Raw genomic sequence first — 23,019 nt, 5'->3', positions numbered from 1 at the left:
TTGATGTCTGGTGGCGTCTCAGTGCGGTTGGGACACGCGAATCTGATCACCCTGCGTCTCCACGCGCAGGTTGAAGCCGGTGGCCAACAGACGTGCGAAGGCATCCACACCTGTGGCATCGAAACTGCCGCCCACACGCATGTGGGCCGTTTCCGGATCCATCAGTACCAACTGCTTATCGTTGTAGCGATTGAACTGGGCCGCCACATCCGCCAGCGTGGTTTGATCGAACTCCAGGGTTCCATGGCGCCAGCTCAAGGACCGGCGCACCTTGTCCTGAGCGTTTACCGCCACCAGCGTTCCCGCCGGCTTGCTGTATAGCAGTCCCCCGCCCTGCACGATCACCGGCGGCCGGCCGGGTTTGGCCACTAGCGGCTCAACGCGCACCTTGCCTTCCAGCACCGCCACTTCCAGGCGCTCGCGTTCCTGCCTGACGGAGAACTTCGTTCCCAGCACCACGACACGATAGTCACCGGCATGGATGACGAACGGGTGCGCCGGATCGGGCTTTACATCAAAAAATGCCTCGCCCTTGTCCAACCATACATGGCGCAGCGAGGGGTCCACCTGCGCCCGCACCTGCGTGTGCGTGTTGAGCTCCAGGCGGGAACCGTCCGAGAGGGCGATCACTTCCCGGCCGCCAACCTCGGTGCTGTAGCGCGTGCCAGGGCCCCACTCCGTGAGGGTGAACAGCACCGCCAGCATGGCAACACTGGCGGCAATGGCCCAGCGCGTCGGTGCACGCCAATGACGTGTGCGCGGCAGCTGCACGCCGCGCACGGCCGCCAACCGGTCCGCACGCGTCCACACCGACTTCAGACGAAGCCAGGCCACACGATGGGCGGTGTCCTGTTCCAGCCAGGCTTGCAGCTGCATCTGGTCTTGGGCAGTCCATTGCGGGGACTCGGCCCGGTTGATCCATTGCGCCGCGACCTGTTCGATGTCCTTGTGTGGGCTCATGGCTGCGAACGTTCCTTGTTGAAGCGCCGTGACGGACGCTGGATCTTGCCGGTACCGCCGAGCATGAAGTCGGCCAAGGCACGCATACCCAACAGGGTCTGACGCTCCACCGTATCTTCGGCGATCCCCAATCGTCCGGCCACTTCGCGCTGGGATAGACCGTAGATCTTGCGAAGCTCCACGATCTGTCGACATTTGTGGGGCAGTTTCTGCAAGCCTTGCTGCAAGCGGCGCAGTTCATCACGGGCGCCTAAGTGTCGCTCCGGCGTGACCTCATCGCTTTGCATGACCGCCTGCTCCACATCGGCCATCGCTTCAATGGACACAATGCGAGAGCGGCGAATGCGATCGATGAGCAGGTTGCGTACGGTGGTCATGACAAAGGGCTTGGTCTGCGCGGGCAAGCCCCGTCGCGCGGCTTCGTAGATGCGTGCGTAAGCCTCCTGCCTAAGATCAGGAATCTCGCTGTCCTCATGTCCATGCCGGCGCAGGAAGGCATGGATCAAGCCTTCCAGGGGCAGGACATGGGATATGAACCACTCATCCAGCGCCGTGGTCACCGGGGTACTCGCTGATTCATCAGGCAGGCTCAAGCACGTCCACTCACTGGGACGAGTGCATGGGAAAAATCCGGTACGCCTCACCCCGCCGGCACGTTCGGCCGGCGGGACTGCCTCAGATCTTGAAGTCGTCGAAGGCTACCTGGCTGTCGGGTACACCCAGCCGAGTCAGCAGCTCGCGTGTGGCCTTAAGCATGGCTGGCGGTCCGCACAGATAGAACTCGCAATCGGCCAAAGCCTGATGAGCCTTGAGCAGGCGGTCATGCGCTACCTCATGCACCAGGCCCCGCAATAGCGCATCGTCGTTCTGCGCTTCATCCGACAGCACCAAGTGCCAGCTGAAGTTGTCGTGCTGCTGGGCCAGGCCCTCCATCTCCTCGATGTAGGGCGCTTCCTTGAGACTGCGCGCCCCATACCAGAAGTGGATCCGCTCACCGCCCTGCCCCGCCAACAGCGTCCGAATCATCGCGCGCAGCGGGGCCATGCCCGCGCCGCCGCCGATGAAGACTTTCTCCCGTCCGTGAGGCTTGAGCGCAAAGTCGCCGAAGGGGCCGCTGAAGCAGACCCGATCCCCGGGCGAGAGCGTATACAGGTAGGTCGAGCCCCTGCCAGGAGGATGGCGCTTCTTGTCCGATCGTCCGGGACTGAAGCGGGCCAGCAAGGTCAGTCGCCCCTGTGCCTGATCGACAGGCAAGGCGAGCGAGTACGCCCGACGGACCGGTTCGCGGTTGACCAACTTCTCGGGCAGGTCCACGCCCGCCCACTCCTGATGGTGGTGCTCGGGCCTCACCAGCTTGTGGACCGGTACCTCGTAGTTGGGCACATGCACCTGCAAGTAAGCGCCAGGTTGATATTCCGGCCCGGGGTCCTCATCGGGCTTGAGCACGATCTCGCGCAGGAAAGGCGTCACCGCATTTACCTGCTCCACGGTGGCGCCATACTCGGTCCACAGGCTGGCCCCGCCAGCCACCTCGACATCGGTGTCTTCCGTCACAGCCAGGTTGCAGGCCAGGCGATAGCCCATCTTGACCTTGCTGGCCCCCAGGTGGGCGCGATCGGCCGCGGTGGCTTTGGGCGCCGCGCCGCGGAAGCGCACTTCGCACAGGCCGCAGCTCTGCCCTCCTCCGCAGTTGGACGGCAATTGCACGCCTTCGCGTGCCAGCGAGACGTAGACGTTGTCGCCTGCCGACGCTCGTACGGTGCGCAGCCGTGTCCCATCCGGACCGAATACCGACAACTCGCGTGCCGGACGCCAGCGGCGCGGCACGAACTCGCTCCAATGGAAGCTGGCAAACAGCAGCCAGATGCCGGTCAGCGCCAACCACAGACCGCCGATTGCAGCGGTGACCACCAGCGGGTTGTTGAAGTTCTTGCGCCCGGTGTAATCCATGATGTGCAGCATCCAGAACACATCGAACAGGCGCCAGGTCTTGTTGCGGTGGTAAAGCACCTCGCCCGTCTGGGCAGACAGGTACACCGTAGTGTCCTGGCCATCGTCGGTATCCACGCGCCACAGTCGGCCTTCGTGATCGCGTACCTCACCACTCCACTCCAACAGGCGCGGCGCTTTCAACGTGCCAGGGCCGGTATAGGAGGCTTGCGCCAGGCGTGTGGCCCAGGCCGCGTCCAAGGCAATGTGTTGACCGGACACGGCGTTGGCCAAGGTAATGCCCTGGGTATCGGCCAACTGATAGACCGGGGTATCCAGCAACCAGCCCGAACTGACGCGACTGATCTTCTTGTTTCCACCCAGGAAACTGGCCGGCGAGCGGGCGTTGGCAGGCCACTCATGGGCCGCATGCTCGTGAGCTTGGAACTCATGGCCCTGCACCTGATCGTGGTCCAGCCAGCTCATCATCACGCCGCTGGCCATCCAAAGCAGCAACTGCAGGCCGATGATCAAGCCGACCCATTTGTGCAGCGTTCTCATCCAGGGCGTCATGCTGCGGCCCTCCTGCGAAAGCTGTAGAACAGCAACCAGGCACCGCTGAGTACGAACACCAAGCCAACCGCCGAGGCCACGCGCAACAAGGTGTTGTTGACGTCCGAACGGGCCTCGTAGTCCATGATGTGGAACATCCACAGGAAATCAAACCAGCGCCACAGGCTGTGCCGCCGCGCCAGTAACTCGCCGCTGTAGGGCGAGAAATACAGGGTGGTTTCACCGGCATCGGCGTAGTGCACCGCCCACATGGGAACCGGGCGGGTGGCCACTTCTTGCGGCGCCTGGGTAACCCACTCGACCCGAGCTACGGGTGCCTGGCCCTGATAGACGTCTTTTGCCAAGGCGATCGCCATCTGCTGATCACCTGGGGAGAGCACCTCCCCCGTCGTGGCGTCCAGCAGGTACACCTGATCGCGGGCGTGAATCTCGTAGACATCCCGCTCAAGCAGCCGCTTGAGCTTGACCTGCGTCATGCCCGGATAGCGCCGCTGCAGTTCCTCACCGGACAAGTGGGTGGGTGCCACCAGCGGCTGCTGATGGGCATGGGCCAGGTGATCGCCGTGGATGATGTCCAAGGAGATGACCGTCATGTACACGCCACTGATCATCCAAAGCAGCGCTTGCACGCCGATGATCAGGCCAATCCATTTGTGGGCCTTGCGTGCCCAGAAAGCCGATTTCATAGTGATCTCGTTCGACAAGAGGACAACGCCTGCTCCCGTCACCAGGACGGGAGCAGGCCAAGCAGGCCTTACCAGTGGTAACCCACGCGTGCATACCAACGACGACCCAGCAGGTCATACGTCATCGTGTCGGTATTGGCGTCGGTGTAGCTCTGGATGAACGGGGCTTTCTTGTCGTACAGGTTGTCGATGCCGAAGGACACATCGAAGGTCTTGTTCGGTGCGTACTTGAGCTGGACATTGTGGTAGGTCACGCTGGGGGCATGATCGCCAATGTCGCCTGGGCTGGCGTTGATGTCATCCGCCTTGCCGATGTACTGCAAGCTGTAAGAACCGGACCAGGCTTCGCGTTCCATCGTCAGCGAGGTCAAGGCGCGCCAGTGAGTAAAGCTGCCACGGCCACCGGTGATCTTGCCGGCGTACTCGATCACATCCGCCCCTGGGAACGGCCGCACGTCGTACTGATCCAGGTAGGACACATCCACGCTCAGAGTGGAGTCGAAGCCTGCGACTGCGAACTCATACAGGCCTCCCAGATCGATGCCGCGAACACGCTCGTTGGCCGCATTGACCGGCTGGGACGACAGGAAGTCCACTTCACCGGTGATCGGATTGCGGGTGAAGTTGTCATTGCCGCAGAACGGATGCGCCAAGCCCGGGGTGTTGTAGCAGATCGACAGCTTGGTTGAGCCATCGATACGCTGGATCGCGTTGTCGATCTTGATGTTGAAGTAGTCCACCGTCAGCGTCAGCCCTGGCAGGAAGCTCGGGGTCCAGACCGCGCCCACGGTCAAGGACTTGGCATCTTCCGGCTCCAGGTCAGGATTGCCGCCGGAGGTGGTCAGGATCGTGTTGCCCGGCTGCACGTAGCCTGTCGGTACGCCGTACGCCTGGCAGTTCTGACGCACTACCGAATCAGCCGGCAAGCTGCTCCAGCCGCTACAGGGATCGGTCGTGGTCAGGTTGCCCTCGGCCACGCCACCAAACAGTTCGGGAATGTTAGGGATGCGGAAAGCCGTGGCGTAGTTGGCGCGCACCTTCAAGGACGGCACGATCTGCCAATCCAGCCCCACCTTGTAGTTCACGTCTTCGCCGAACAGATCGTAGTCGGAGTAACGCACCGCGGCATTGAGCGTCAGGCTCTCGGCGATCACGCTGTCCTGCAACAGCGGCACGGCAAACTCGGCGAAGGCTTCCTTGGCCGTGTACTCACCGGCGATCGGATCCTGTTGGTTCGTGTTGGCAATGCCCAGTACCGTCAGCGGATCGGGATCGCGCCAACCACGCTCCTTGCGAACCTCAATGCCGGAGGCAAAGCCCACCCAACCGGCCGGCATCTCGAATAGCTGGCCGCTGATGTTGGCGGTGAAGCTTTTCTGGTCGTTGCCGCCGTTGTCGCGCGTCCTGAACAGGATGTAGTTGAGCACCTCGGGGGTCAGGTCGCCGTAGCCGAGATAGTCACCGCAAGGGATCGCCGCGCCGGGCGTGTTGCTGCACAGCGCGGTGTTGAGCGTGTCATCCACCCGGTCCAGGTTCGCCACATTGGTCGAGCCATCCACACCGGTGTTGCGGCCCCAGTTCAGCGCGGCCGACCAGTCCCAGTTCATGCCCAACTGGCCTTCAATGCCCGCGACCACGCGGAAGGTATTGGTTTCCTGGAAGAACTCGCGCGGGCCGGCCTCTTCCAGGCGGCGGCGCTGCAGCAGCAGGTCTTGGCCGGTCGGGTTGGTCGGGTGGCTGGCCGCGATGTTGATCGGGCGATAGACACCCAGGCTGCCGGGCGTGGCCAGCTGATCGGACTGGCGGTTGGTGAACATCAGCTCGGTGAACACGCGCGTGGTTTCATTCACCGTGCTGTCGCCGAACAGGCTGAAGCTCAAACGCTTGATCGGATTGACGGCATTGAGATAGGGATTGCCGTTGTAGTTATGCTTGGCCGCCGAATACGGTTCATAGAAATCCCCGTCACCATTGGGATCCTGGTTGAAGTTCACGCGCGAGCCGTCGGCTAGCAAGGCGCGCCCACCGATGGTGGCCGAGCTGCCCACACATTCGAGTTGCCCGTCGACCTCACCCAAGCCGCACGGTGCGCGTGAGGCCATGTTGACCGTGCCGGTCTCCGAGTAGTTGATGCCGGCCATCAACGAACCGCGGTCTGACGTAATACCCCAAGCGAAATCGAACGACTTTTCTTCGCCATCGCTTTCGAAGGTCTGTCCATAACGCACTGCCGCCTCGGCACCGTCGTAGTTCTTCTTGGTGATGATGTTCACCACACCCGCCACGGCATCGGCACCGTAGATGGCTGAGGCACCGTCCTTGAGGACCTCGATCCGCTCGATCAGCGCTACCGGGATGATGTTCAGGTCCACCGAGCTGTTGGCACCGGTGCCACCATTGACCACACGACGACCATTGAGCAGAACCAGCGTGCGGTTAATGCCCAAGCCGCGCAGATTGACCTGGGTAGTGCCGTAGCCGTTCTCGGCCCAGTAGGCATTGGACTGGCTGCCGGCAAAACCGGCCGAGGCCGGCAGGCGCTGCAGCAGCGTCTCCACTGAAGTGGCACCGGAGCGCTCGATGGCTTCGGCATCAACCACGGTGACCGGACCAACACCGGACAGCTGCAGTCGCTTGATATGGCTGCCGGTGACCTGGACGGTGTCCAGCGTCTTGGCCGACTCGCTCGTGGCGCCCTGTTCAGCCTGCTGAGCCAGAGCCACCGTGGAAAAACCGGCGCACAGAAGGGCACCGACGGATACCGCCAAAGGATTGCGCTTGAAGTACATGGGTTCTCTCTCCCCCGAAGGGCAATGCATGCGTATGACCCTGGTGCCCCAGACGTGGGGGCCTATGCGACATCAGGGCGTGCGTAGACGTCGCCAATCAATGGCGACCAAGCAGCATTAGCCGATGGGAGGTCGGAACAGCCGGGATACCTGTCGTCGCAGCGGCGGCAACTCAGGCGTAGGTAGGTAGGTGCTCGTCAGGGCGTGCTGGGCGGCAAAGATGACCGGCACACGCCCGGCGAAGAAGGTGAGCACACAGCTGCAGTCGCAGGAGGTGGTGCTGCAGTCGCACTGATGATCGTTCTGATCACCCTGCCCGGCTTGCTTGCCACCGGGACGAATTTTGTTGCAATCGTTACTAATCTTGGCGCGTTCATTGACACGCGCGCCGCCGTGCACCGAGTGGGTGCCATTCACCGCACCTGGGGGAGGAATATGCCGCACGGCCATCCGCGTGGTGGCCTGCGCGCTCAGGATCCCATCCGCGCAGAGCACGAGGATCAGGAACATACGCAGTAGCACGCGAAGCGACGGCATGAGCGTGTGGCGAACCCGTAGGTTGTCTATACCACAGCAATAGCACGAGGAAATTCTTAGTGTCAACTGCTTGTGCAGCACAGCATCGAAAGTGGTTGGACTGGTTGTATAGACATGTAATGCTTGGGCCATGGACGAACCCAAGCCGCACTACCAGAAGCTCAAGCACTTCATCCTGCGTCACATCACCAACGGCGACTGGCCCGCGCGCAGTCGCGTCCCCAGCGAGAACGAACTGACGGCCAAGTTCGGCTTGTCTCGCATGACAGTGAATCGAGCGCTGCGCGAGTTAACCGACGCCGGCGTGCTGACCCGAGTGCAAGGCGTGGGCACGTTCGTCGCGGGGCCCAAGGCCGAATCGGCGATGTTTGAGGTGCGCAACATTCGCGAAGAGATTCAGTCCCGCGGCCAGACACACTCGGTCCAGGTGCTGATCTGCGAGACGGTCGAGGCGCGCTCCAGTGTGACGACCAACTTCGGCCTGACACCGGGCACGGAGCTGTTCCACAGCCGCCTGCTCCACCACAGCGATGACAAGCCCGTGCAGTTGGAGGATCGCTTTGTGCAACCCAGCGTGGCGCCGGATTACCTGGACATCGATTTCCACACCGAGATTCCGCATCAGTACTTGATGCGCGTTGCGCCGCTGGAGCGCGCCGAACATGTGATTGAAGCCGAGACGGCCAGCAAGCGTCTGGCTGCGCAACTGAAGATCAACGAAGGCGATCCGTTGCTGGTGCTGACCCGACGTACGTGGTCGCGCGGACAGGTGGCCAGCTTTGTGCGGTTGATTCACCCGGCATCTCGTTACCGCTTTGTGGGCACCTTCCAGGTTGGCGCCCCCCTGACCCCTTGAGGATTTGATGGATACCTTGGAACGCTCCGCTTCCCCTGCGCGCACCGTTCGCGCTCCGATCGGCACCCAGCTGCACTGCAAGAGCTGGCTGACTGAAGCGGCCTACCGCATGATCCAGAACAATCTGGACCCCGATGTTGCCGAGCGCCCGGAAGACCTGGTGGTCTACGGCGGCATCGGTCGTGCTGCGCGCGACTGGAAAAGCTTTGACCGTATCTTGGAAACGTTGCGATCGCTTGAGGATGATGAATCCTTGTTGGTGCAATCGGGAAAACCGGTAGGCGTGTTCCGCACGCATAAGGATGCACCGCGCGTACTGATCGCCAACTCCAACCTGGTGCCCCACTGGGCGACTTGGGAGCATTTCAACGAGCTCGATAAGAAGGGCTTGATGATGTACGGGCAGATGACCGCCGGCAGCTGGATCTACATCGGTAGCCAGGGCATCGTGCAGGGAACCTACGAGACGTTCGTTGAGCTGGGTCGCCAGCACTACGGTGGCAACTGGCAGAACAAGTGGATCCTCACCGCAGGCTTGGGCGGTATGGGCGGCGCGCAAGCATTGGCCGCAACGCTAGCCGGCGCCAGCAGCATCGTGATCGAGTGTCAGGAGTCGCGAATCGATTTTCGCATTCGCACACGCTATGTCGATCACAAGGCCACCTCCATCGAGCAGGCCCTGCAGATCATTGAAAGCAGTCCAGTCCCCGTGTCGGTGGGATTGCTGGGCAATGCGGCCGAATTACTCCCGCAGTTCGTCGCTCTTGCACGCAATGGCGGCGCCCGCCCCCATGCGGTGACCGATCAGACCTCGGCGCATGACCTGATCAACGGGTATCTGCCGTCGGGATGGACGGTGTCGCAGTGGGAGCAGGCCCGGGCGGGCAGCGACGGCCAACGCCGTGAATTGGCGCAGGCCGCGGCCGCCTCGTGCGCCACGCACGTACGCGCCATGCTTGATTTCCACGCGCTGGGCGTGCCGACGATCGACTACGGCAACAACATCCGGCAAGTGGCCCTGGATCAAGGCGTGGACAATGCCTTCGCCTTCCCTGGCTTCGTGCCCGCCTGTATCCGTCCGCTCTTCTGCCGGGGCATGGGGCCTTTCCGATGGGTGGCCCTCAGCGGCGACCCGGAAGATATCTACAAGACCGATGCCAAGGTCAAAGAGCTGTTTCCGGATAACACGCATCTTCACCAGTGGCTGGATCAGGCGCGGGAGCGCATCGCGTTCCAAGGCCTGCCTGCCCGCATTTGCTGGCTGGGTCTGGGCGAGCGACACAAAGCGGCTTTGGCATTCAATGAAATGGTGCGTAACGGCGAATTGAAGGCGCCCATCGTGATTGGGCGTGATCATCTGGATTGTGGCTCGGTCGCCAGCCCCAACCGCGAAACCGAAGGCATGCGTGATGGTTCCGATGCGGTATCGGATTGGCCGCTGCTCAATGCCCTGCTGGCCACCAGTGGCGGCGCCACGTGGGTAAGCCTGCATCACGGAGGCGGCGTGGGCATGGGGTTTTCGCAGCATTCGGGTGTAGTCATCGTCTGCGATGGCACTGAACAAGCCGACCGGCGGCTGGCGCGCGTGCTATGGAACGATCCGGCCACCGGGGTCATGCGCCATGCTGATGCCGGCTACGAGCAAGCATTGGCGTGCGCGCGTGAGCATGAGTTGATCTTGCCGGCCATCCTGGAGTGAGCATCATGCTGAACTTGACGCCTGGCCAAGTGACCTTGGCGCAGCTGCGGCAGATCGCCGAAGGTGCCGCCCCCATCGCACTGGACCCCGCCTGTTGGGATCAGGTGCGCGCCTCTTCCCAAGCCGTCCAGGCCATCGTGGTGGCCGGTGAGCCTGCCTATGGCATCAACACCGGCTTTGGCAAGCTGGCCAAGGTCCACATAGCGCGCGAGCAATTGGAGCAACTGCAGACCAACCTGGTGCGCTCCCATGCCGTTGGCATGGGCCCGCTGCTCGATGACGCCTGCGTACGACTGATCTTCGCCACCAAGATCGCGTCTCTGGCCCGAGGCTACTCGGGCGTACGCGAGCAGACGCTGGCTACGCTAGTGGCGATCTACAACGCACAGATCTGGCCCTGCATTCCTGCCCAAGGCTCAGTAGGCGCCTCCGGCGATCTGGCACCGTTGGCGCACCTGACGTTGGCAGCCATGGGCGAAGGCCACGTGCGGGTTGACGGACAGGTGCTGCCCGCCAGCCAGGCGCTGGAACACGCGGGCATCACCCCGATCCGGCTGGCGGCCAAGGAGGGGCTGGCCCTGCTCAACGGCACGCAGGTATCCACCGGCATTGCATTGATGGCGCTGTTCGCGGCAGAGCAGATCTACTCAGCTGCCGTGTTGAGCGGCGCGATGAGCGTCGATGCCGCCTGCGGCTCTGACTCGCCCTTCGATCCGCGCATCCATGCCGTGCGTGGCCAGCCGGGCCAGATTGTCGTGGCCAAGCACTACCTTCGCCTGCTGGCCGGTAGCGCGATCCGTGAGTCGCATCGTCAGAACGACACGCGTGTGCAGGATCCTTACAGTCTCAGGTGCCAGCCTCAGGTGATGGGGGCCATACGCGACGTGATGCAACATGTGGCACAAGTGTTGTGGACAGAGGCCAACGCGGTCTCTGATAACCCACTGGTCTTCACCGATACCAGCGAAGTGATCTCGGGTGGCAACTTCCACGCCGAGCCCGTGGCCTTTGCTGCGGATCAACTGACCATGGCAGTGTCGGAGATCGGTGCCTTAGCCGAGCGCCGGATTGCCTTGTTGATCGATTCGACTTTGTCAGGTCTGCCCGCATTCCTGGTGGCCAACCCGGGCGTCAATTCAGGTTTCATGATCGCCCACGTGACCGCCGCTGCACTGGCCAGCGAAAACAAAACCCTCTCCCATCCCGCCAGCGTGGATTCTTTGCCGACCTCGGCCAACCAGGAGGACCATGTCAGCATGGCGACCTTCGCCGCGCGCAAGTCTCGCGAGGTGGCCGATAACGTGCGTCGCATCGTGGCCATCGAAATGCTTGCCGCCTGCCAAGGCATCGAGTTCCGACGGCCGCTGCAGTCTTCGCAGGCTTTGGAAGCGGTGCACGCGCAGGTACGCGCCCTGGTACCCCGCTACGACGAGGACCGCTATCTGGCCCCCGAGATGCAGGCCATCGAGGCCTTCATCCAACGAGGGGGGCTGCAACCGTTCCTGGAGTGGCCATTGCAGGAGACGGGCAGGTGAATCCTGCATGGGCGGGGCGCGTGGATCTGCCGTTGTCGGCCGATACCCAGCGCTGGCATCAGGTGGTGGCGTCGGACCCGGATCTTGGCGCTCCTGGCATTGCCCTGCTGGGCTTTGCCAGCGATGAAGGCATTCGTCGCAATGCCGGACGGCCAGGTGCTGCACAAGGGCCCGATGCACTTCGCAGGACGTTGGCCAACCTGCCCGTGCTACAACCCTGCCCTCTTTACGACGCAGGCAATATCGTCTGCGAGGATCGTGCCCTGGAGCTGGCACAGGCCCACTACTCCCAGCGCGCCCAACAACTCTTGGATAGCGGGCATTGGGTCGTCGGCTTAGGCGGAGGTCACGAAATTGGCTATGCCAGCTATGCGGCCCTGTGCGGCCACCTCGGACCATCACCATCGCGAATCGGCATTTTCAACTTCGATGCTCATTTCGATTTACGCGAGCAGGGGTGTGCGAGTTCCGGCACGCCCTTCCTTCAAGCATTGGAGCACGCCCACAGGAGTGCCACGCCGCTCCAGTACCACTGCATTGGCGTCAGTCGCTCCAGCAATACACCGCGCTTGTTCGCTACGGCCGAACGTGAGGGCGCCCACTACATCACCGATGACGCCCTAAACGCGTGGAATTGGCACGCACAAGCGGAAGTGGTGAATCGCTGGTGTGATGCGGTGGACGTAATCTACCTGACCCTGTGCCTGGATGTATTGCCGCAAGCCACTGCTCCGGGTGTGAGCGCGCCTAATCCAAGAGGCGTGAGCCTAGAGGTCGTGGAAGCATTGATGGACTTGATCCTGGCTTCAGGAAAGGTGCGGTTGATGGATGTGGCTGAGCTGTGTCCGCCCTTGGACTTAGATCAAGCTACTGCGCGCATAGCCGCTCGCCTAATCCACCGCGCCTGTAGCGCGGTACGACCGGCGCTCAACAGGAGCGGGCAGCTGAACTCTATGGCTTGAGGCTACCGACTTGTCCTTGCCAACCGATCTAGCGCGGGGCAAGCATCACCCGCGGAGGCTTGGCATTCGTCTACCAATTGTTTCAGCCCGGTCTCCAACAAACGCAAATCTTCAATGCGCTGGCGGACTTCGCTCAACTTCTGTTCCGTCAGCAATCGGGTTTGCTCACACGCGCCCCTGCCCTCGATCTGCAACAAACTAGCTATCTCATCAAGACGGAACCCGGCCGCCTGAGCTCGTCGGATAAATCTAAGCCGGCTAACATCAGCCTCACCATAGCGCCGTACACCGCGTTGTGGACGTTCGGGCTCAGGAAGCAAGCCCCGCCGCTGGTAATAGCGAATCGTCTCGATATGTACATCCGCGGCCTTTGCCAGCCGACCGATGGTCATGGCACTCATGATCACTGCTTGACTCCGTACCATGGTACGGAGAATAACATACTGCCATGAGTCAGCATCGTCCTCCCAAGTCCTTTTTGCCACCTCTTTGGGGCGCGGCGGTTGCCGCTGTTGGCGCGTCAATATGCTGCGTGGTGCCGCTGGTGCTGGTCTTAATGGGAATCAGCGGAGCATGGATCGCTAACCTCACGGCCTTTGACGTCTGGCGCCCTTGGTTGAGCGCGCTCACCATACTTTGCTTGGCTTGGGCGTTTTGGACCCAGTATCGCTCAGGCGCGCAGCGGTGCAGCAATGACGGTGGCTGCACGGATACCCCATCACTAAGGCGCCGCCGTCGTTGGCTCTGGATGGCCGCCAGCGGGATCGTGCTGTTGCTACTCTTTCCCTATTACATTAGCTGGTTCTTGTAAGGAGCACTTTATGCGCGCAATGCTTCTTGGTCTGATCATGACGATCTGGATGTCGGCGGCTTGGGCCATCACACCTCAACGGGTCATGTTGCATGTGGAGAACATGACGTGTCCGGCATGCAGCATTACCATCGAGAAGGCCTTGGACAAGGTGCCTGGGGTAACGTCCACTCAGGTAGACACACGGGCTGGAACAGTGACCGTTATTTTTGATGCGAAAATCGTGGATTCAGCGAGAATAGCAAAGGCGATCACTGACGCCGGTTTTCCAGCGACCATCAAGACAGGATCGGAAAGTGGCTGACATGCAACTGGCCAGCACCTTGACTTGCCCTGTATGCGGTCATCGGGCAACAGAGACCATGTCCACAGACTCATGTCAGTTCTTCTATGAATGCGTGAACTGCAATAAGTTGATTCAGCCCAAAACAGGCGATTGCTGCGTTTTCTGTTCTTACGGCACGGTGCCGTGCCCGCCTATTCAACGGCACAGCTCCTGCTGTTCTGGCGCAGCCTAGCTAACCCCTCCTGGGCGGGGACACCGTTTTACCTAGTCTTTGAGCGGCGCAAGTAGACAGCAGACGTCACCGCGATCAATTGGCGAGAAGTTGCTTCATCTGGGCGATCTCTTGCTTCTGCGAGGTGATGATGTCCAGGCAGAGTCTGGTCAGCTCGGGATCCTTCAGGCGGTTTTCTTCGCACATCAGGATGGCGCCGGCATGATGGGGAATCATAGAGCGGATGAACTGCCGATCAGTCACCGCGGCCTGCGTACGGATTCCCCACCAACAGAACAGCATGAACGCCACGGTCACGCTGGCCAGGATCAGGTTACGCCGACGATCGGGGTACATGCTGGACATGAGCCAAAGCTCGATCAACAGCATCGGCGCAGCCATTAGCCCTGCCATGTAGAGCTGGTTGACGTTGTGATAGACGTTGGCCCACTGATCGACCATGGCATACATCAGGGCGTACATAGCCAAGAACGACAGGGCCATCATCAGCAGCAGGCGACCGTAGTGCCCCTGATGCGTCTGACCGGGACTTCCTTGCGAGGCGTGTTGCCCTAGATGCTGCGTGTGCGTGCTTTCGTGCTTACCGTGCGAAGAAGACATGTCGATCTCCGTGGGAATAGCAGAACATCGCCGAATCCCGGGGGCCAAGGACCCAGCCCCCGGGGAGATAGCAGTTACATACCCTTGCCGGCAGCGAATTCCTGCGGGCTCAGCTTGCCGTCCTTGTTGCTATCGAGCATGCCAAAGTGGGGCGCCAGCTTGTGCTTGGCCAGCTCTTCCTTGGACAGCGAGCCGTCCTTGTTGGCATCGAGCTTGGTGAAATCGGCATCGGCCGCGGCCGGCTTGTGCTGACCATGCTCCTGCTTCTTGTGATCCATCGGCTTGTGCTGACCGTGGTCGGTGGTGGGCGTGGTGGTCTGGCCGCCGGCGAAGGCCGCGCCAGAGATCAGGAACAGGGCCATCATCGAGAGGGAGGCATAACGTTTCATTGCAGTACTCCTTGTGGGATATGAGCCATCAGTGACAAGAATGGCCGCGCGCAGGCTCATCGGCGCGGTCAGGGTGGGAGGTGGCGACAACGGTGGAGCCGGACAAACGCAAGGCATTGGTGACCACCGACACCGAGCTCAGGCTCATGGCCAGGGCCGCCATCATCGGACTGAGCAAAAGGCCGAAGCTGGGGTACAACAGGCCGGCGGCGATAGGCACGCCGATGGCGTTGTAGACGAAGGCAAAGCCCAGGTTCTGCTTCATGTTGGCCACCGTCGAAGACGAGATGGCACGGGCTTGCACGATGCGCCTCAAATCACCCTTGACCAGGGTGAGCTGGGCGCTGGACATGGCCACATCCGTACCCGTCCCCATCGCGATGCCCACATCGGCCGCCGCCAGGGCCGGCGCATCGTTGATGCCATCACCGGCCATGGCTACACGACGCCCTTGGGCTTTGAGTTGCTGAACCAGTTCGGCCTTGTCCTGAGGTTTGACGCCGCCACGCACATCGTTGATGCCCAGCGTGCGCCCCACGGCCTCGGCCGTCGCCTGTGCGTCACCGGAGGCCATCACCACGTGCAGGCCATCAGCACGCAGCAGGTTCAAGGCAGGCAAGGTCGTGGCTTTGATGGGATCAGCCACCGCAATTGCGCCGGCCAACCGCCCATTGACCGCCAGGAACATCACGCTAGCGCCTTCTTTACGAAGACGCTCGGCGCTGCTTTGCAAAGGGGCTACATCGGCGCCAACCGACGCCATTAGGCTTTGGTTGCCGAGCACGACATCCTGATCGGACACGCGCCCGCGGACGCCTTGGCCGGTGAGCGAATCAAAATCCTGGGCAGCCACCAGGTTCAAGCCACGTCGCTGGGCTTCAGCCACGATGGCCTCGGCCAAGGGGTGCTCGCTGCCCTGCTCCAGACTGCCGGCCAAACGAAGGATCTGATCTGCGTCGAAACCGGCGTAGGAGAGCGTGTCGCGAAAGGCTGGACGCCCCTCGGTCAAGGTACCGGTCTTGTCCACAATCAACGTGTCGATCAAACGTAGCTGTTCGATCGCCTGAGCATCGCGGAACAGGACCCCAACCTGTGCAGCGCGGCCGGTGGCGACCATGATCGACATGGGGGTAGCCAAACCCAAGGCACACGGGCACGCAATGATCAGAACGGATACGGCGTTGAGGACGGCAAAGGTCCAGGACGGTTCGGGTCCAAACAGGCCCCATCCGAAGAACGTGAGCACCGCCGTGGCCAGCACGGCCAGGACGAACCAGTACGCCACCTTGTCCGCCATACGCTGCATCGGCGCGCGAGAGCGCTGGGCTTGGGCCACCAACTGCACAATCTGCGCCAGTACTGTCCCGGATCCGACTTTGTCCGCCCGGATGACCAGGGCGCCCGTCCCGTTGAGCGTGGCGCCTATGACGTGATCACCGACAGTCTTCTCCACCGGAATGGGTTCACCGGTCAGCATCGACTCATCGACACTGGTGCGACCTTCGATGACTTCCCCATCGACCGGCACCTTCTCGCCCGGTCGTACGCGAAGTAGATCACCCACGTGCACGTGATCCAACGCAACGTCCTCTTCGCCCCCATCGGGTTTGACGCGGCGAGCCGTCTTGGGCGCCAACCCCAGCAGGGACTTGATGGCCGCGGAGGTTTTGGAGCGCGCCCGCAGTTCCAGCAGCTGGCCGAGCAGCGTGAGCGAGACGATGACCGCCGCCGCCTCGAAGTAGACCCCTACCCGTCCATGCTCGCGGAAAGAGTCCGGAAACAGGCCCGGCGCCAGGGTGGCCACCACGCTGTAGCCAAACGCAGCGGCCACGCCGATGCCGATCAGCGTCCACATGTTGGGGCTGCGATTGCCGATGGACTGTAGGCAGCGCTCAAAGAAAGGCCACCCCGCCCAGAGCACCACCGGGGCGCTCAGCACGAGCTCAATCCAAGTGCGCGCCTGCGTGGACAAGCCGGGCAGACGATGTCCCAGCATGGCCAGGACCAGGACGATCAACGTCAAAGGCAATGTCCACCAGAAGCGTCGGGCGAAATCGCGCAGCTCCGGGTTTTCGTCCTCCTCCAGCGAGGGCATCTCCGGCTCCAGCGCCATGCCGCAGATCGGACAGGTGCCGGGACCTGACTGACGAATCTGCGGGTGCATCGGGCAGGTATAGACCGTGGCGTGGGTATCGCTGGGTGGGGCCACCGCGGCTGGGGCGGTCACTTCGACTTGCTGGGGAGCATCGTCCGTATACCGGTCGGGATTGGTGATGAACCGCTCTCGGCATTTGGCTGAGCAGAAGTGATACTTCGTTCCGCCATGCAGAGCGTGGTACGGCGTTCTAGCCGCGGAGACCTGCATACCGCATACCGGATCACGAACCGAGTCTGGACCATCGCTGGCACCCTGCGGCATCGCCTTGCCGGCTTCATCGTGGGAATGAGGGGACATGGATCACTCTGGGCTGGAAGAAGGGATCGCGAGCAAACTGTCAGCTGCGTTGACCGTGCAGGACGTAAGGCTGCGTGGTGCCATCGGGCAGTACAAATTCCACCGTATAGGGTTGAACACGTCCGTCGGGCATCTCCATGCCAGGAGAACCGGCAGGCATCCCCGGTAGCACTAATCCGCGGCCTACCGGGCGCTCACGCAGCAGGCGCAGGATGTCCTGCACCGGCACATGACCTTCGACGATGTAGCCATCGATCTCGGCGGTATGGCACGAGCCGCGTCCATAGGGCACGCCCAAGCGCGCCTTGATGGGGTTGAGGTCTTCGCTGTTGTGCACCTCAACCGTAAAACCTGCTTTCTCCAGATGCTCCACCCACAGTTGGCAGCAACCGCAGGTCGCACTCTTATGTACTTTGACCAACGGCAACGGACGCTGCGGTTGAGTGACCTGCTGCGCAGCCGCCGATGTCGGAGATTGGGCGTCCGATGCCGCCTCTGAATTGACAGCCGATTCGGGGCGCGCGCATGCGGTCAGCGACAAGGCCGTGGCCAGCAGAAAGAGACAGCTGCGTGAAGTGTTCATCATGCTTCCTTAAGAGATGCCCGAGCGCCGAGGCGCTCGGGCGTGGAGCCGGGGCAGCTCCATGAAGGGATCAATGCTGGTGATCGTGGCCGTCATCGGCCTTGGGAGCTGGCTCGGCTGGTTTGGCTGGCATGGAGCCGTGCTGATCGTGCTCGCCCTCGGACTTGGCCTGCGCAGGTTGCTTTGCCGGCTCGGCCGCATGCACGTGCGTCTTGCCGTCGGCATGCACATGCGTGGTGCCTTCCTTAGGCTTGCTCATGTCCATGCCCATGCCACCTGCTTCATGCCCCTGGCCATGGCCATGGCCATCACCCATCTCTTCGCTATCACCGCCGCCATGGTGATCTGCACCCGCTTCCTCGCCATGCGAGTGCCCGCCGGTCTCACCGCCACCGTGTGAATGGCCATCACTGCTGGCTACCAACGCCTGGTAGCCGGCCTTGTCCAGCTTGGGCAGCTTCTGCAGGAAGGCCGACATGTTCCAGATGAACTCATCGTCCATGCTGCCGCCCCACGCAGGCATGCCGCTGGCCTTGATGCCGTGCTTGATCACCCAGAACGCCTCAGCTGGACCCACCGGGTGCTTGCTTAGGTTTGGTGGCGCGGGGTACAGACCCTTGCTCATCTCGGTGGCCGCCGCATCTGGCGAAAGATGACAGGTCACACACATAGCGTTGTAGTTGCCCGCACCCTGGCGGATACGCTCAGGATCATCCAGGTTCGTGGGTACCTGAAGCTTGGCGGCGCGCACCTCAATGGAACGCTCACGCGCCGTTTCAAGTAGCGCATACACCGGGCGACTATGCGGATCATCAGCGGCCACGTTGTACACGCCCAGAGAGACCGCGGCGGTTGCGACCACCGCAACCAATGCCACGCCGGCGCCGAGCCATACCCACATCTTCTTGTTGGATTTCATTGTCAGTTCCCCTTAGAACCAGGTACGAAGGCCGATGACCAAGCGCGTGTCTTCAAAAGACTCGCCATGCTCGCGTCGCATGTCTGCGGTATTGCCAAACGCACGCTCGTACACCACGCCGATGTAGGGAGCGAACTTTCGGGTGAACTCATAACGAAGTCGCAGGCCCGCCTCAGCGGTACTCAGACCCGAACCTATTCCGCGCAATGGATCGTTCTTGCCATACGCCGTGACCTCCACCAGCGGCTGCAGGATCAGCCGATTGGTCAGCAGCAGTTCGTACTCGGCCTCGACATTGGCAGCAGTCTGGCCGCCTTCGCCGAGATAGGCTGTGGCGGATACTTCGAACTTCATCGGTGCCAAGCCCTGTACGCCGATAGCGGCGAAGTTCTGCGAAGCCCCCGGCTTGAAGTCATGGCGCACACCGGCTACCACATCCCACCACGTGGAGATACTGCGGCCGTAGAGCACTTCCAGATCAGCCGACTCGGTCTGACCATCTGTGCGTTCGCCTTCACTGCGGAACCAGACGCGATTGAGGTCCGTACCGATCCAACCCTGACCCTCCCAACCCAGCCCGGTGCCCGGATCGGCATCCCAGGCTTCCAGGCGATTGAGCAGTACGTAGCTCTTGATCGAATTGTCATGCACCGGATGCGCGTGTGCGGGCGCGATGGCCGCCTGACGATCAGCCTCGGTCACCGCAGGAATCGGGGTGCGCGGCTGCGTTGGTGCGACAGGCCCATGTCCCATCTGACTGTGGTCCATGCCCTCCATCGATTGCATGCCAGCTTCTGGCGTAGCGGATGCGGGCGAACCGTGGCCCATCTGCGAATGGTCCATCCCCTGCATCGCAGGCGTGGACGTGCTGGAGGCGTCGGACGCAGCGGGCTGTGCCATCTGACTGTGATCCATGCCCTGCATCGGCTGCGTCTGCGCTTTGGGCGCTGCAGGTGTACTCGCGGGCGAGCTGTGCCCCATCTGCGAGTGGTCCATGCCCTGCATGGCAGGCTCGGCTGCTTGAGCCGGCGGCGCGGCATGGCCCATCGCCGCATGATCGATAGTCGCTTCGCTGGTCTTGGCCGGTGTTGTAGGTTTGGGGGCTGGCGCAGGCTTTGATGTCGGCGCCTGATGTGCAGAGTGATCCTGAGCCTGGGTCTGCGCGCCCTGCTCCATCGGCATGGAGCCGTGCTGCATGGATTGGGCGCTGGCCGCATTGGCCAGGGCCAGCGAGATAGCCAGGGTCAGCGCAGTCAGGGTGGTATTGCGTCTATTGATGTTCATTCGTCGACCCTCACCGTGCGCATCATTCCGGCTTCCATGTGATAGAGCAGGTGGCAATGGAACGCCCAGCTGCCCAACGCATCGGCACGCACGCGATACGTACGTCGGCTGCCTGGCGGCATGTCCACCGTGTGCTTGCGCACCATGAAGTTGCCGCTATCGTCTTCCACATCGCTCCACATGCCGTGCAAATGGATCGGGTGGGTCATCATCGTGTCGTTGACCAATACGATGCGCATGCGCTCGCCGTAGTTCAGCCGTAGCGGCTCGACATCGGAAAACTTCTGACCATTGAAACCCCAGGAGAATTTCTCCATGTGTCCGGTCAGATGCAGCTCGATCTCGCGACCGGGGTCGCGTCCGTCAGGGTCTTCAAAGGTGCTCTTGAGCATGGAATACGTCAGTACATGACGGCCGTTATCGCGCAGGCCATTGCCCGGATCGTCCAAGCGCGAAGTCACGCTCATGGCTTGGTTGTCCAACAGGGGATTGTTGGTCTCGCTGGCAGGGTGTGATTGCATGCCCCCATGCTGCATGCCGGCCATGGCACCATCGCCGGCGGCGGGCATCGCGTGACCCGCATGGGCCGAGGCCTCATTGCCGCTGGCAGGTGGGGTCATGCCGGGCATGCCCATGGCTGCACCACAGCCGCCTTCCATGCCCTTGCTGCCGCCAGACATATCCATCGATCCATGATCCATGCCCATGTCTGCCATCGTCAGCAGCGGCCGGGGATCCACAGACGGAAGAGGCGCGCGTAGTCCTTCGCGCACGGCGAGCGTGCCGCTGACGTAGCCGGTGCGACCGGAGTCCTGGGCAAAGATGGTGAATGCGTCCTGCCCGGAGGGCTCCACGATCACATCGAAGGTTTCTGCTACTGCAATGCGGAACTCGTCGACCGAAACCGGATGGACGTACAAGCCATCCGCCGCGACCACGGTCATCTTCAACCCCGGAATACGCACATCGAAGTACGTCATGGCAGAGCCATTGATGAAACGCAGACGCACCTTCTCGCCACTGCGGAACAACCCGGTCCAGTTGCCCAGAGAGGTCGTGCCGTTCATCAGGTAGGTGTAGGTGTTGGCGTTGACGTCGGACAGATCCGTGGGCGTCATTCGCATCACGCCCCACATCTTGCGATCTTCCAACGTGGCCGACAGACCATTGCGCTTCACATCGCGCGCGAAATCGCCGACCGTGCGCTTGTAGTAGTTGTCATGGCCCGGCATCTTCTTCAAACGATCGAACAGGGCCGTCGGGTCCAGGTCTGTCCAATCGCTCAGCATCACGACGTAGTCGCGATCGAAGCTGAAAGGCTCTGGCTCCAGTGGATCGATCACGATCGGTCCATAAAGCCCAGCTTGTTCCTGGAAACCTGAGTGGCTGTGGTACCAGTAGGTTCCGCCCTGATGCAGGGTGAACCTATAGTGGTAGGTCTCACCACGTCCGATGCCGTCAAAGCTCAGGCCCGGCACGCCGTCCATGTTGGCCGGCAGAATGATGCCGTGCCAATGGATGGAAGTATCCGTGCCATGGAGGGAGTTGGCCGGCAATGCATTGGAGACACGCAGGTTGACCGTGGTGCCTTCCCGCCACCGCAGCAACGGCGCCGGAACGGACCCGTTGACCGTGATCGCGGTGCGGGTCTTGCCGGTGAAGTTCATCGGCGTCTCGCCGATGGTCAGGTCAAACTCGGTGCCCGACAATACGTTGGCTTGTCCGGGGCCCTTGAGCGCCCAACTGGCTTTGGGCCAGAACCCCAATCCTGCGACTGCGCCTCCCAAGGCCAAGCCTTGGACAAATCGCCGCCGCGAAGGCAGCAGCGGTCCACCATGTGGACCACGAAAATCATCATGCGACATGTAAATGCTCCAAGCGTCGTGTTGCCACCGGCAGGCGGTGGTACAGAGCGGGTGGCTGGCCTATACAGGCATGCAAGCCACACCAACGGCGCCATTGCGGCGCCTAGGGACGCTTAGCCGATCGGTGGTCGGATCAGATGAGGCAAGGCAGGCGCCGGATGCCCCAAGGGCAGCGGCATGACATCCAGGCCCAAGGCCAGTTGTACCGAAACATGCAGGCGCGCAGGCAATGCGCTCGCGCACGCGTGCACGCAGGCGCACCGGCACGCAGACGACTTGCAACAGTCGGGGCCGGCATGATCGCCGTGCCCAGTGCCAGCCTTTTCAATCGATGTGGCATCGGGATGATGCTCAGCACTGTGATGGGCGACGCAGTCTTCGTCGACTTGCACCGCGGCAGCGACTTCGCTGGCCTGCTCTTCCATCACCGGATTCATACTGACCGACGCAAACGCCGACCACGCCCCGTTAAGCACGAGCATGGCGATCAGGATCAGTCGCAGTAGAAGTGAGGAGGCTGACACGGGCGACATGGTAAATCACTTTAGACAAGGCGCGCGTGTATCGGTCGTGAACAAAATCTCAGGCAGGCCTGAGATGCCGCGCCCCGTTAGTCGCGCTAGCCGCGCCCACTGGTGTTCCATCCGGGGGCGCTCCAAAGGGCCGGGTTGAAGCGAAGTGCTGCCCATAAAGCGAGCGACCGTACGGCCTACTTCTCGGATGTGCTCTCGATCAGCTTCACCAGCTCGCGCTTCTGCTGCTTGCTGAGCGAGCCCCAGCGTAGGAGCAACTTGGCCAGCAGATCATCATCGGTGTACAGCAACGCGGCGGGGATCCCCAACGCTTGAGCCAACCGCTCAGCGGTCTCCAGCTTCGGCTCGTGCTTGCCACGCTCGTACTGGTTGATTCGGGGGCTGGCCACGTGAGGATCCAGACCGGCCCGGATGCCCAACTCCTTCTGCGACAAGCCCGTGTGCAGGCGGGCTTGTTTGAGGCGTCGAGCGAAGGTCGGTGTTGAGTCGACTGACAAAGTCACGCGCGCACCCCATGGAGACCCCATAAGGATGGC

At 61.9% G+C, this 23,019-nt stretch carries 23 protein-coding genes; 7 read left to right on the top strand and 16 right to left on the bottom strand.

Annotated elements, in window-relative coordinates; translation table 11 throughout:
- Positions 1–18: 18 nt before the first annotated feature.
- From ACSQ19_RS16520 to ACSQ19_RS16495, 6 genes are all read right to left on the bottom strand, one after another.
- Positions 19–960, bottom strand: coding sequence for a FecR family protein (locus tag ACSQ19_RS16520; RefSeq protein ID WP_327482756.1), 942 nt, complete (start codon positions 958–960; stop codon positions 19–21).
- On the bottom strand, positions 957–1,553 hold the full coding sequence (locus ACSQ19_RS16515) for an RNA polymerase sigma factor (RefSeq protein WP_200909222.1): 597 nt from the start codon (positions 1,551–1,553) through the stop codon (positions 957–959). Before ACSQ19_RS16515 ends, ACSQ19_RS16520 begins: the two co-directional genes overlap by 4 nt.
- 82 nt (positions 1,554–1,635) lie before the next feature.
- Positions 1,636–3,462: a PepSY domain-containing protein gene (locus ACSQ19_RS16510; protein ID WP_435998472.1), complete on the bottom strand. Its 1,827-nt coding sequence runs from the start codon at positions 3,460–3,462 to the stop codon at positions 1,636–1,638.
- On the bottom strand, positions 3,459–4,166 hold the full coding sequence (locus ACSQ19_RS16505; RefSeq protein WP_213605120.1) for a PepSY domain-containing protein: 708 nt from the start codon (positions 4,164–4,166) through the stop codon (positions 3,459–3,461). Before ACSQ19_RS16505 ends, ACSQ19_RS16510 begins: the two co-directional genes overlap by 4 nt.
- Positions 4,167–4,216: 50 nt before the next feature.
- Positions 4,217–6,937, bottom strand: a complete 2,721-nt coding sequence (locus ACSQ19_RS16500) for a TonB-dependent receptor (protein ID WP_327482754.1) — start codon at positions 6,935–6,937, stop codon at positions 4,217–4,219.
- Between the two features lie 117 nt (positions 6,938–7,054).
- Positions 7,055–7,447: a CopL family metal-binding regulatory protein gene (locus ACSQ19_RS16495; protein ID WP_074053011.1), complete on the bottom strand. Its 393-nt coding sequence runs from the start codon at positions 7,445–7,447 to the stop codon at positions 7,055–7,057.
- Positions 7,448–7,604: 157 nt separating this feature from the next.
- Between ACSQ19_RS16495 and hutC the strand changes: the two genes are divergently transcribed.
- Genes hutC through hutG form a run of 4 tightly spaced genes read left to right on the top strand, consistent with a single transcriptional unit; the run spans position 7,605 to position 12,526 of the window.
- A complete protein-coding gene (gene hutC / locus ACSQ19_RS16490; RefSeq protein WP_046932594.1) occupies positions 7,605–8,330 on the top strand; it encodes a histidine utilization repressor in 726 nt (241 codons plus the stop codon).
- Between the two features lie 7 nt (positions 8,331–8,337).
- Positions 8,338–10,029, top strand: coding sequence for a urocanate hydratase (gene hutU, locus ACSQ19_RS16485; RefSeq protein WP_414710770.1), 1,692 nt, complete (start codon positions 8,338–8,340; stop codon positions 10,027–10,029).
- Entirely contained in the window at positions 10,026–11,564 is a 1,539-nt protein-coding gene (gene hutH, locus ACSQ19_RS16480) for a histidine ammonia-lyase (protein WP_202924162.1), read from the top strand. Before hutU ends, hutH begins: the two co-directional genes overlap by 4 nt.
- Positions 11,561–12,526 carry a formimidoylglutamase gene (hutG, locus tag ACSQ19_RS16475; RefSeq protein WP_046934806.1) on the top strand — a complete coding sequence of 322 codons (966 nt, stop codon included), beginning with the start codon at positions 11,561–11,563 and terminating at the stop codon, positions 12,524–12,526. The genes hutH and hutG overlap by 4 nt, the downstream gene beginning before the upstream one ends.
- Positions 12,527–12,528: 2 nt before the next feature.
- On the opposite strand, the gene ACSQ19_RS16470 is transcribed toward hutG, so the two are convergent.
- Positions 12,529–12,927, bottom strand: a complete 399-nt coding sequence (locus tag ACSQ19_RS16470; RefSeq protein WP_080955572.1) for a MerR family transcriptional regulator — start codon at positions 12,925–12,927, stop codon at positions 12,529–12,531.
- 47 nt (positions 12,928–12,974) lie between these two features.
- On the opposite strand from ACSQ19_RS16470, the gene ACSQ19_RS16465 reads away from it, so the two are divergent.
- Genes ACSQ19_RS16465 through ACSQ19_RS16455 form a run of 3 tightly spaced genes read left to right on the top strand, consistent with a single transcriptional unit; the run spans position 12,975 to position 13,855 of the window.
- Positions 12,975–13,337 carry a mercuric transporter MerT family protein gene (locus ACSQ19_RS16465; protein WP_046934791.1) on the top strand — a complete coding sequence of 121 codons (363 nt, stop codon included), beginning with the start codon at positions 12,975–12,977 and terminating at the stop codon, positions 13,335–13,337.
- A gap of 10 nt (positions 13,338–13,347) precedes the next feature.
- On the top strand, positions 13,348–13,641 hold the full coding sequence (locus ACSQ19_RS16460; protein ID WP_046934792.1) for a heavy-metal-associated domain-containing protein: 294 nt from the start codon (positions 13,348–13,350) through the stop codon (positions 13,639–13,641).
- A gap of 1 nt (position 13,642) precedes the next feature.
- Entirely contained in the window at positions 13,643–13,855 is a 213-nt protein-coding gene (locus ACSQ19_RS16455) for a GDCCVxC domain-containing (seleno)protein (RefSeq protein ID WP_080955569.1), read from the top strand.
- Between the two features lie 75 nt (positions 13,856–13,930).
- Here ACSQ19_RS16455 and ACSQ19_RS16450 read toward each other — a convergent pair whose 3' ends face one another.
- The 9 genes from ACSQ19_RS16450 to ACSQ19_RS16410 all read right to left on the bottom strand — a co-directional run bounded on the left by ACSQ19_RS16450 (position 13,931) and on the right by ACSQ19_RS16410 (position 23,010).
- Positions 13,931–14,455, bottom strand: a complete 525-nt coding sequence (locus ACSQ19_RS16450; RefSeq protein ID WP_046934793.1) for a DUF305 domain-containing protein — start codon at positions 14,453–14,455, stop codon at positions 13,931–13,933.
- A gap of 74 nt (positions 14,456–14,529) precedes the next feature.
- Complete coding sequence (locus ACSQ19_RS16445) at positions 14,530–14,844, bottom strand: hypothetical protein (RefSeq protein WP_327482753.1); 315 nt, start codon at positions 14,842–14,844, stop codon at positions 14,530–14,532.
- Positions 14,845–14,872: 28 nt separating this feature from the next.
- Positions 14,873–17,299, bottom strand: coding sequence for a heavy metal translocating P-type ATPase (locus tag ACSQ19_RS16440; RefSeq protein ID WP_435998464.1), 2,427 nt, complete (start codon positions 17,297–17,299; stop codon positions 14,873–14,875).
- A gap of 40 nt (positions 17,300–17,339) precedes the next feature.
- Positions 17,340–17,882: a DUF411 domain-containing protein gene (locus ACSQ19_RS16435; RefSeq protein ID WP_080955570.1), complete on the bottom strand. Its 543-nt coding sequence runs from the start codon at positions 17,880–17,882 to the stop codon at positions 17,340–17,342.
- Between the two features lie 70 nt (positions 17,883–17,952).
- Positions 17,953–18,801: a c-type cytochrome gene (locus ACSQ19_RS16430; protein ID WP_228903386.1), complete on the bottom strand. Its 849-nt coding sequence runs from the start codon at positions 18,799–18,801 to the stop codon at positions 17,953–17,955.
- Positions 18,802–18,813: 12 nt separating this feature from the next.
- The gene (locus ACSQ19_RS16425) at positions 18,814–20,085 is read right to left on the bottom strand and encodes a copper resistance protein B (RefSeq protein ID WP_046934796.1); all 1,272 of its coding nucleotides are present in this window, start codon (positions 20,083–20,085) and stop codon (positions 18,814–18,816) included.
- Positions 20,082–21,950 (bottom strand): copper resistance system multicopper oxidase, encoded by a 1,869-nt coding sequence (locus ACSQ19_RS16420; RefSeq protein WP_046934797.1) that lies wholly within the window; start codon positions 21,948–21,950, stop codon positions 20,082–20,084. The genes ACSQ19_RS16425 and ACSQ19_RS16420 overlap by 4 nt, the downstream gene beginning before the upstream one ends.
- A 113-nt stretch (positions 21,951–22,063) precedes the next feature.
- Positions 22,064–22,483, bottom strand: coding sequence for a transcriptional regulator CopL (copL, locus tag ACSQ19_RS16415; protein ID WP_046934798.1), 420 nt, complete (start codon positions 22,481–22,483; stop codon positions 22,064–22,066).
- A 176-nt stretch (positions 22,484–22,659) separates the two neighbouring features.
- Positions 22,660–23,010: a helix-turn-helix domain-containing protein gene (locus ACSQ19_RS16410; protein WP_046934799.1), complete on the bottom strand. Its 351-nt coding sequence runs from the start codon at positions 23,008–23,010 to the stop codon at positions 22,660–22,662.
- Positions 23,011–23,019 lie beyond the last annotated feature (9 nt).

The sequence above is a fragment of the Pseudoxanthomonas sp. LjRoot127 genome (assembly GCF_964253495.1).
GTDB lineage: Bacteria > Pseudomonadota > Gammaproteobacteria > Xanthomonadales > Xanthomonadaceae > Pseudoxanthomonas_A.
This window is presented reverse-complemented; position numbering and strand designations above follow the sequence as displayed.

Excerpts from the sequence above, each read along its gene's own strand:
- ACSQ19_RS16520 (WP_327482756.1), bottom strand. The coding sequence starts at position 960 with ATGAGCCCACACAAGGACATCGAACAGGTCGCGGCGCAATGGATCAAC.
- ACSQ19_RS16510 (WP_435998472.1), bottom strand. The coding sequence starts at position 3,462 with ATGACGCCCTGGATGAGAACGCTGCACAAATGGGTCGGCTTGATCATC.
- ACSQ19_RS16500 (WP_327482754.1), bottom strand. The coding sequence starts at position 6,937 with ATGTACTTCAAGCGCAATCCTTTGGCGGTATCCGTCGGTGCCCTTCTG.
- ACSQ19_RS16495 (WP_074053011.1), bottom strand. The coding sequence starts at position 7,447 with ATGTTCCTGATCCTCGTGCTCTGCGCGGATGGGATCCTGAGCGCGCAG.
- hutC (WP_046932594.1), top strand. The coding sequence starts at position 7,605 with ATGGACGAACCCAAGCCGCACTACCAGAAGCTCAAGCACTTCATCCTG.
- hutU (WP_414710770.1), top strand. The coding sequence starts at position 8,338 with ATGGATACCTTGGAACGCTCCGCTTCCCCTGCGCGCACCGTTCGCGCT.
- ACSQ19_RS16470 (WP_080955572.1), bottom strand. The coding sequence starts at position 12,927 with ATGAGTGCCATGACCATCGGTCGGCTGGCAAAGGCCGCGGATGTACAT.
- ACSQ19_RS16465 (WP_046934791.1), top strand. The coding sequence starts at position 12,975 with ATGAGTCAGCATCGTCCTCCCAAGTCCTTTTTGCCACCTCTTTGGGGC.
- ACSQ19_RS16460 (WP_046934792.1), top strand. The coding sequence starts at position 13,348 with ATGCGCGCAATGCTTCTTGGTCTGATCATGACGATCTGGATGTCGGCG.
- ACSQ19_RS16455 (WP_080955569.1), top strand. The coding sequence starts at position 13,643 with ATGCAACTGGCCAGCACCTTGACTTGCCCTGTATGCGGTCATCGGGCA.
- ACSQ19_RS16450 (WP_046934793.1), bottom strand. The coding sequence starts at position 14,455 with ATGTCTTCTTCGCACGGTAAGCACGAAAGCACGCACACGCAGCATCTA.
- ACSQ19_RS16445 (WP_327482753.1), bottom strand. The coding sequence starts at position 14,844 with ATGAAACGTTATGCCTCCCTCTCGATGATGGCCCTGTTCCTGATCTCT.
- ACSQ19_RS16440 (WP_435998464.1), bottom strand. The coding sequence starts at position 17,299 with ATGTCCCCTCATTCCCACGATGAAGCCGGCAAGGCGATGCCGCAGGGT.
- ACSQ19_RS16435 (WP_080955570.1), bottom strand. The coding sequence starts at position 17,882 with ATGAACACTTCACGCAGCTGTCTCTTTCTGCTGGCCACGGCCTTGTCG.
- ACSQ19_RS16430 (WP_228903386.1), bottom strand. The coding sequence starts at position 18,801 with ATGAAATCCAACAAGAAGATGTGGGTATGGCTCGGCGCCGGCGTGGCA.
- ACSQ19_RS16425 (WP_046934796.1), bottom strand. The coding sequence starts at position 20,085 with ATGAACATCAATAGACGCAATACCACCCTGACTGCGCTGACCCTGGCT.
- ACSQ19_RS16420 (WP_046934797.1), bottom strand. The coding sequence starts at position 21,950 with ATGTCGCATGATGATTTTCGTGGTCCACATGGTGGACCGCTGCTGCCT.
- copL (WP_046934798.1), bottom strand. The coding sequence starts at position 22,483 with ATGTCGCCCGTGTCAGCCTCCTCACTTCTACTGCGACTGATCCTGATC.
- ACSQ19_RS16410 (WP_046934799.1), bottom strand. The coding sequence starts at position 23,010 with ATGGGGTCTCCATGGGGTGCGCGCGTGACTTTGTCAGTCGACTCAACA.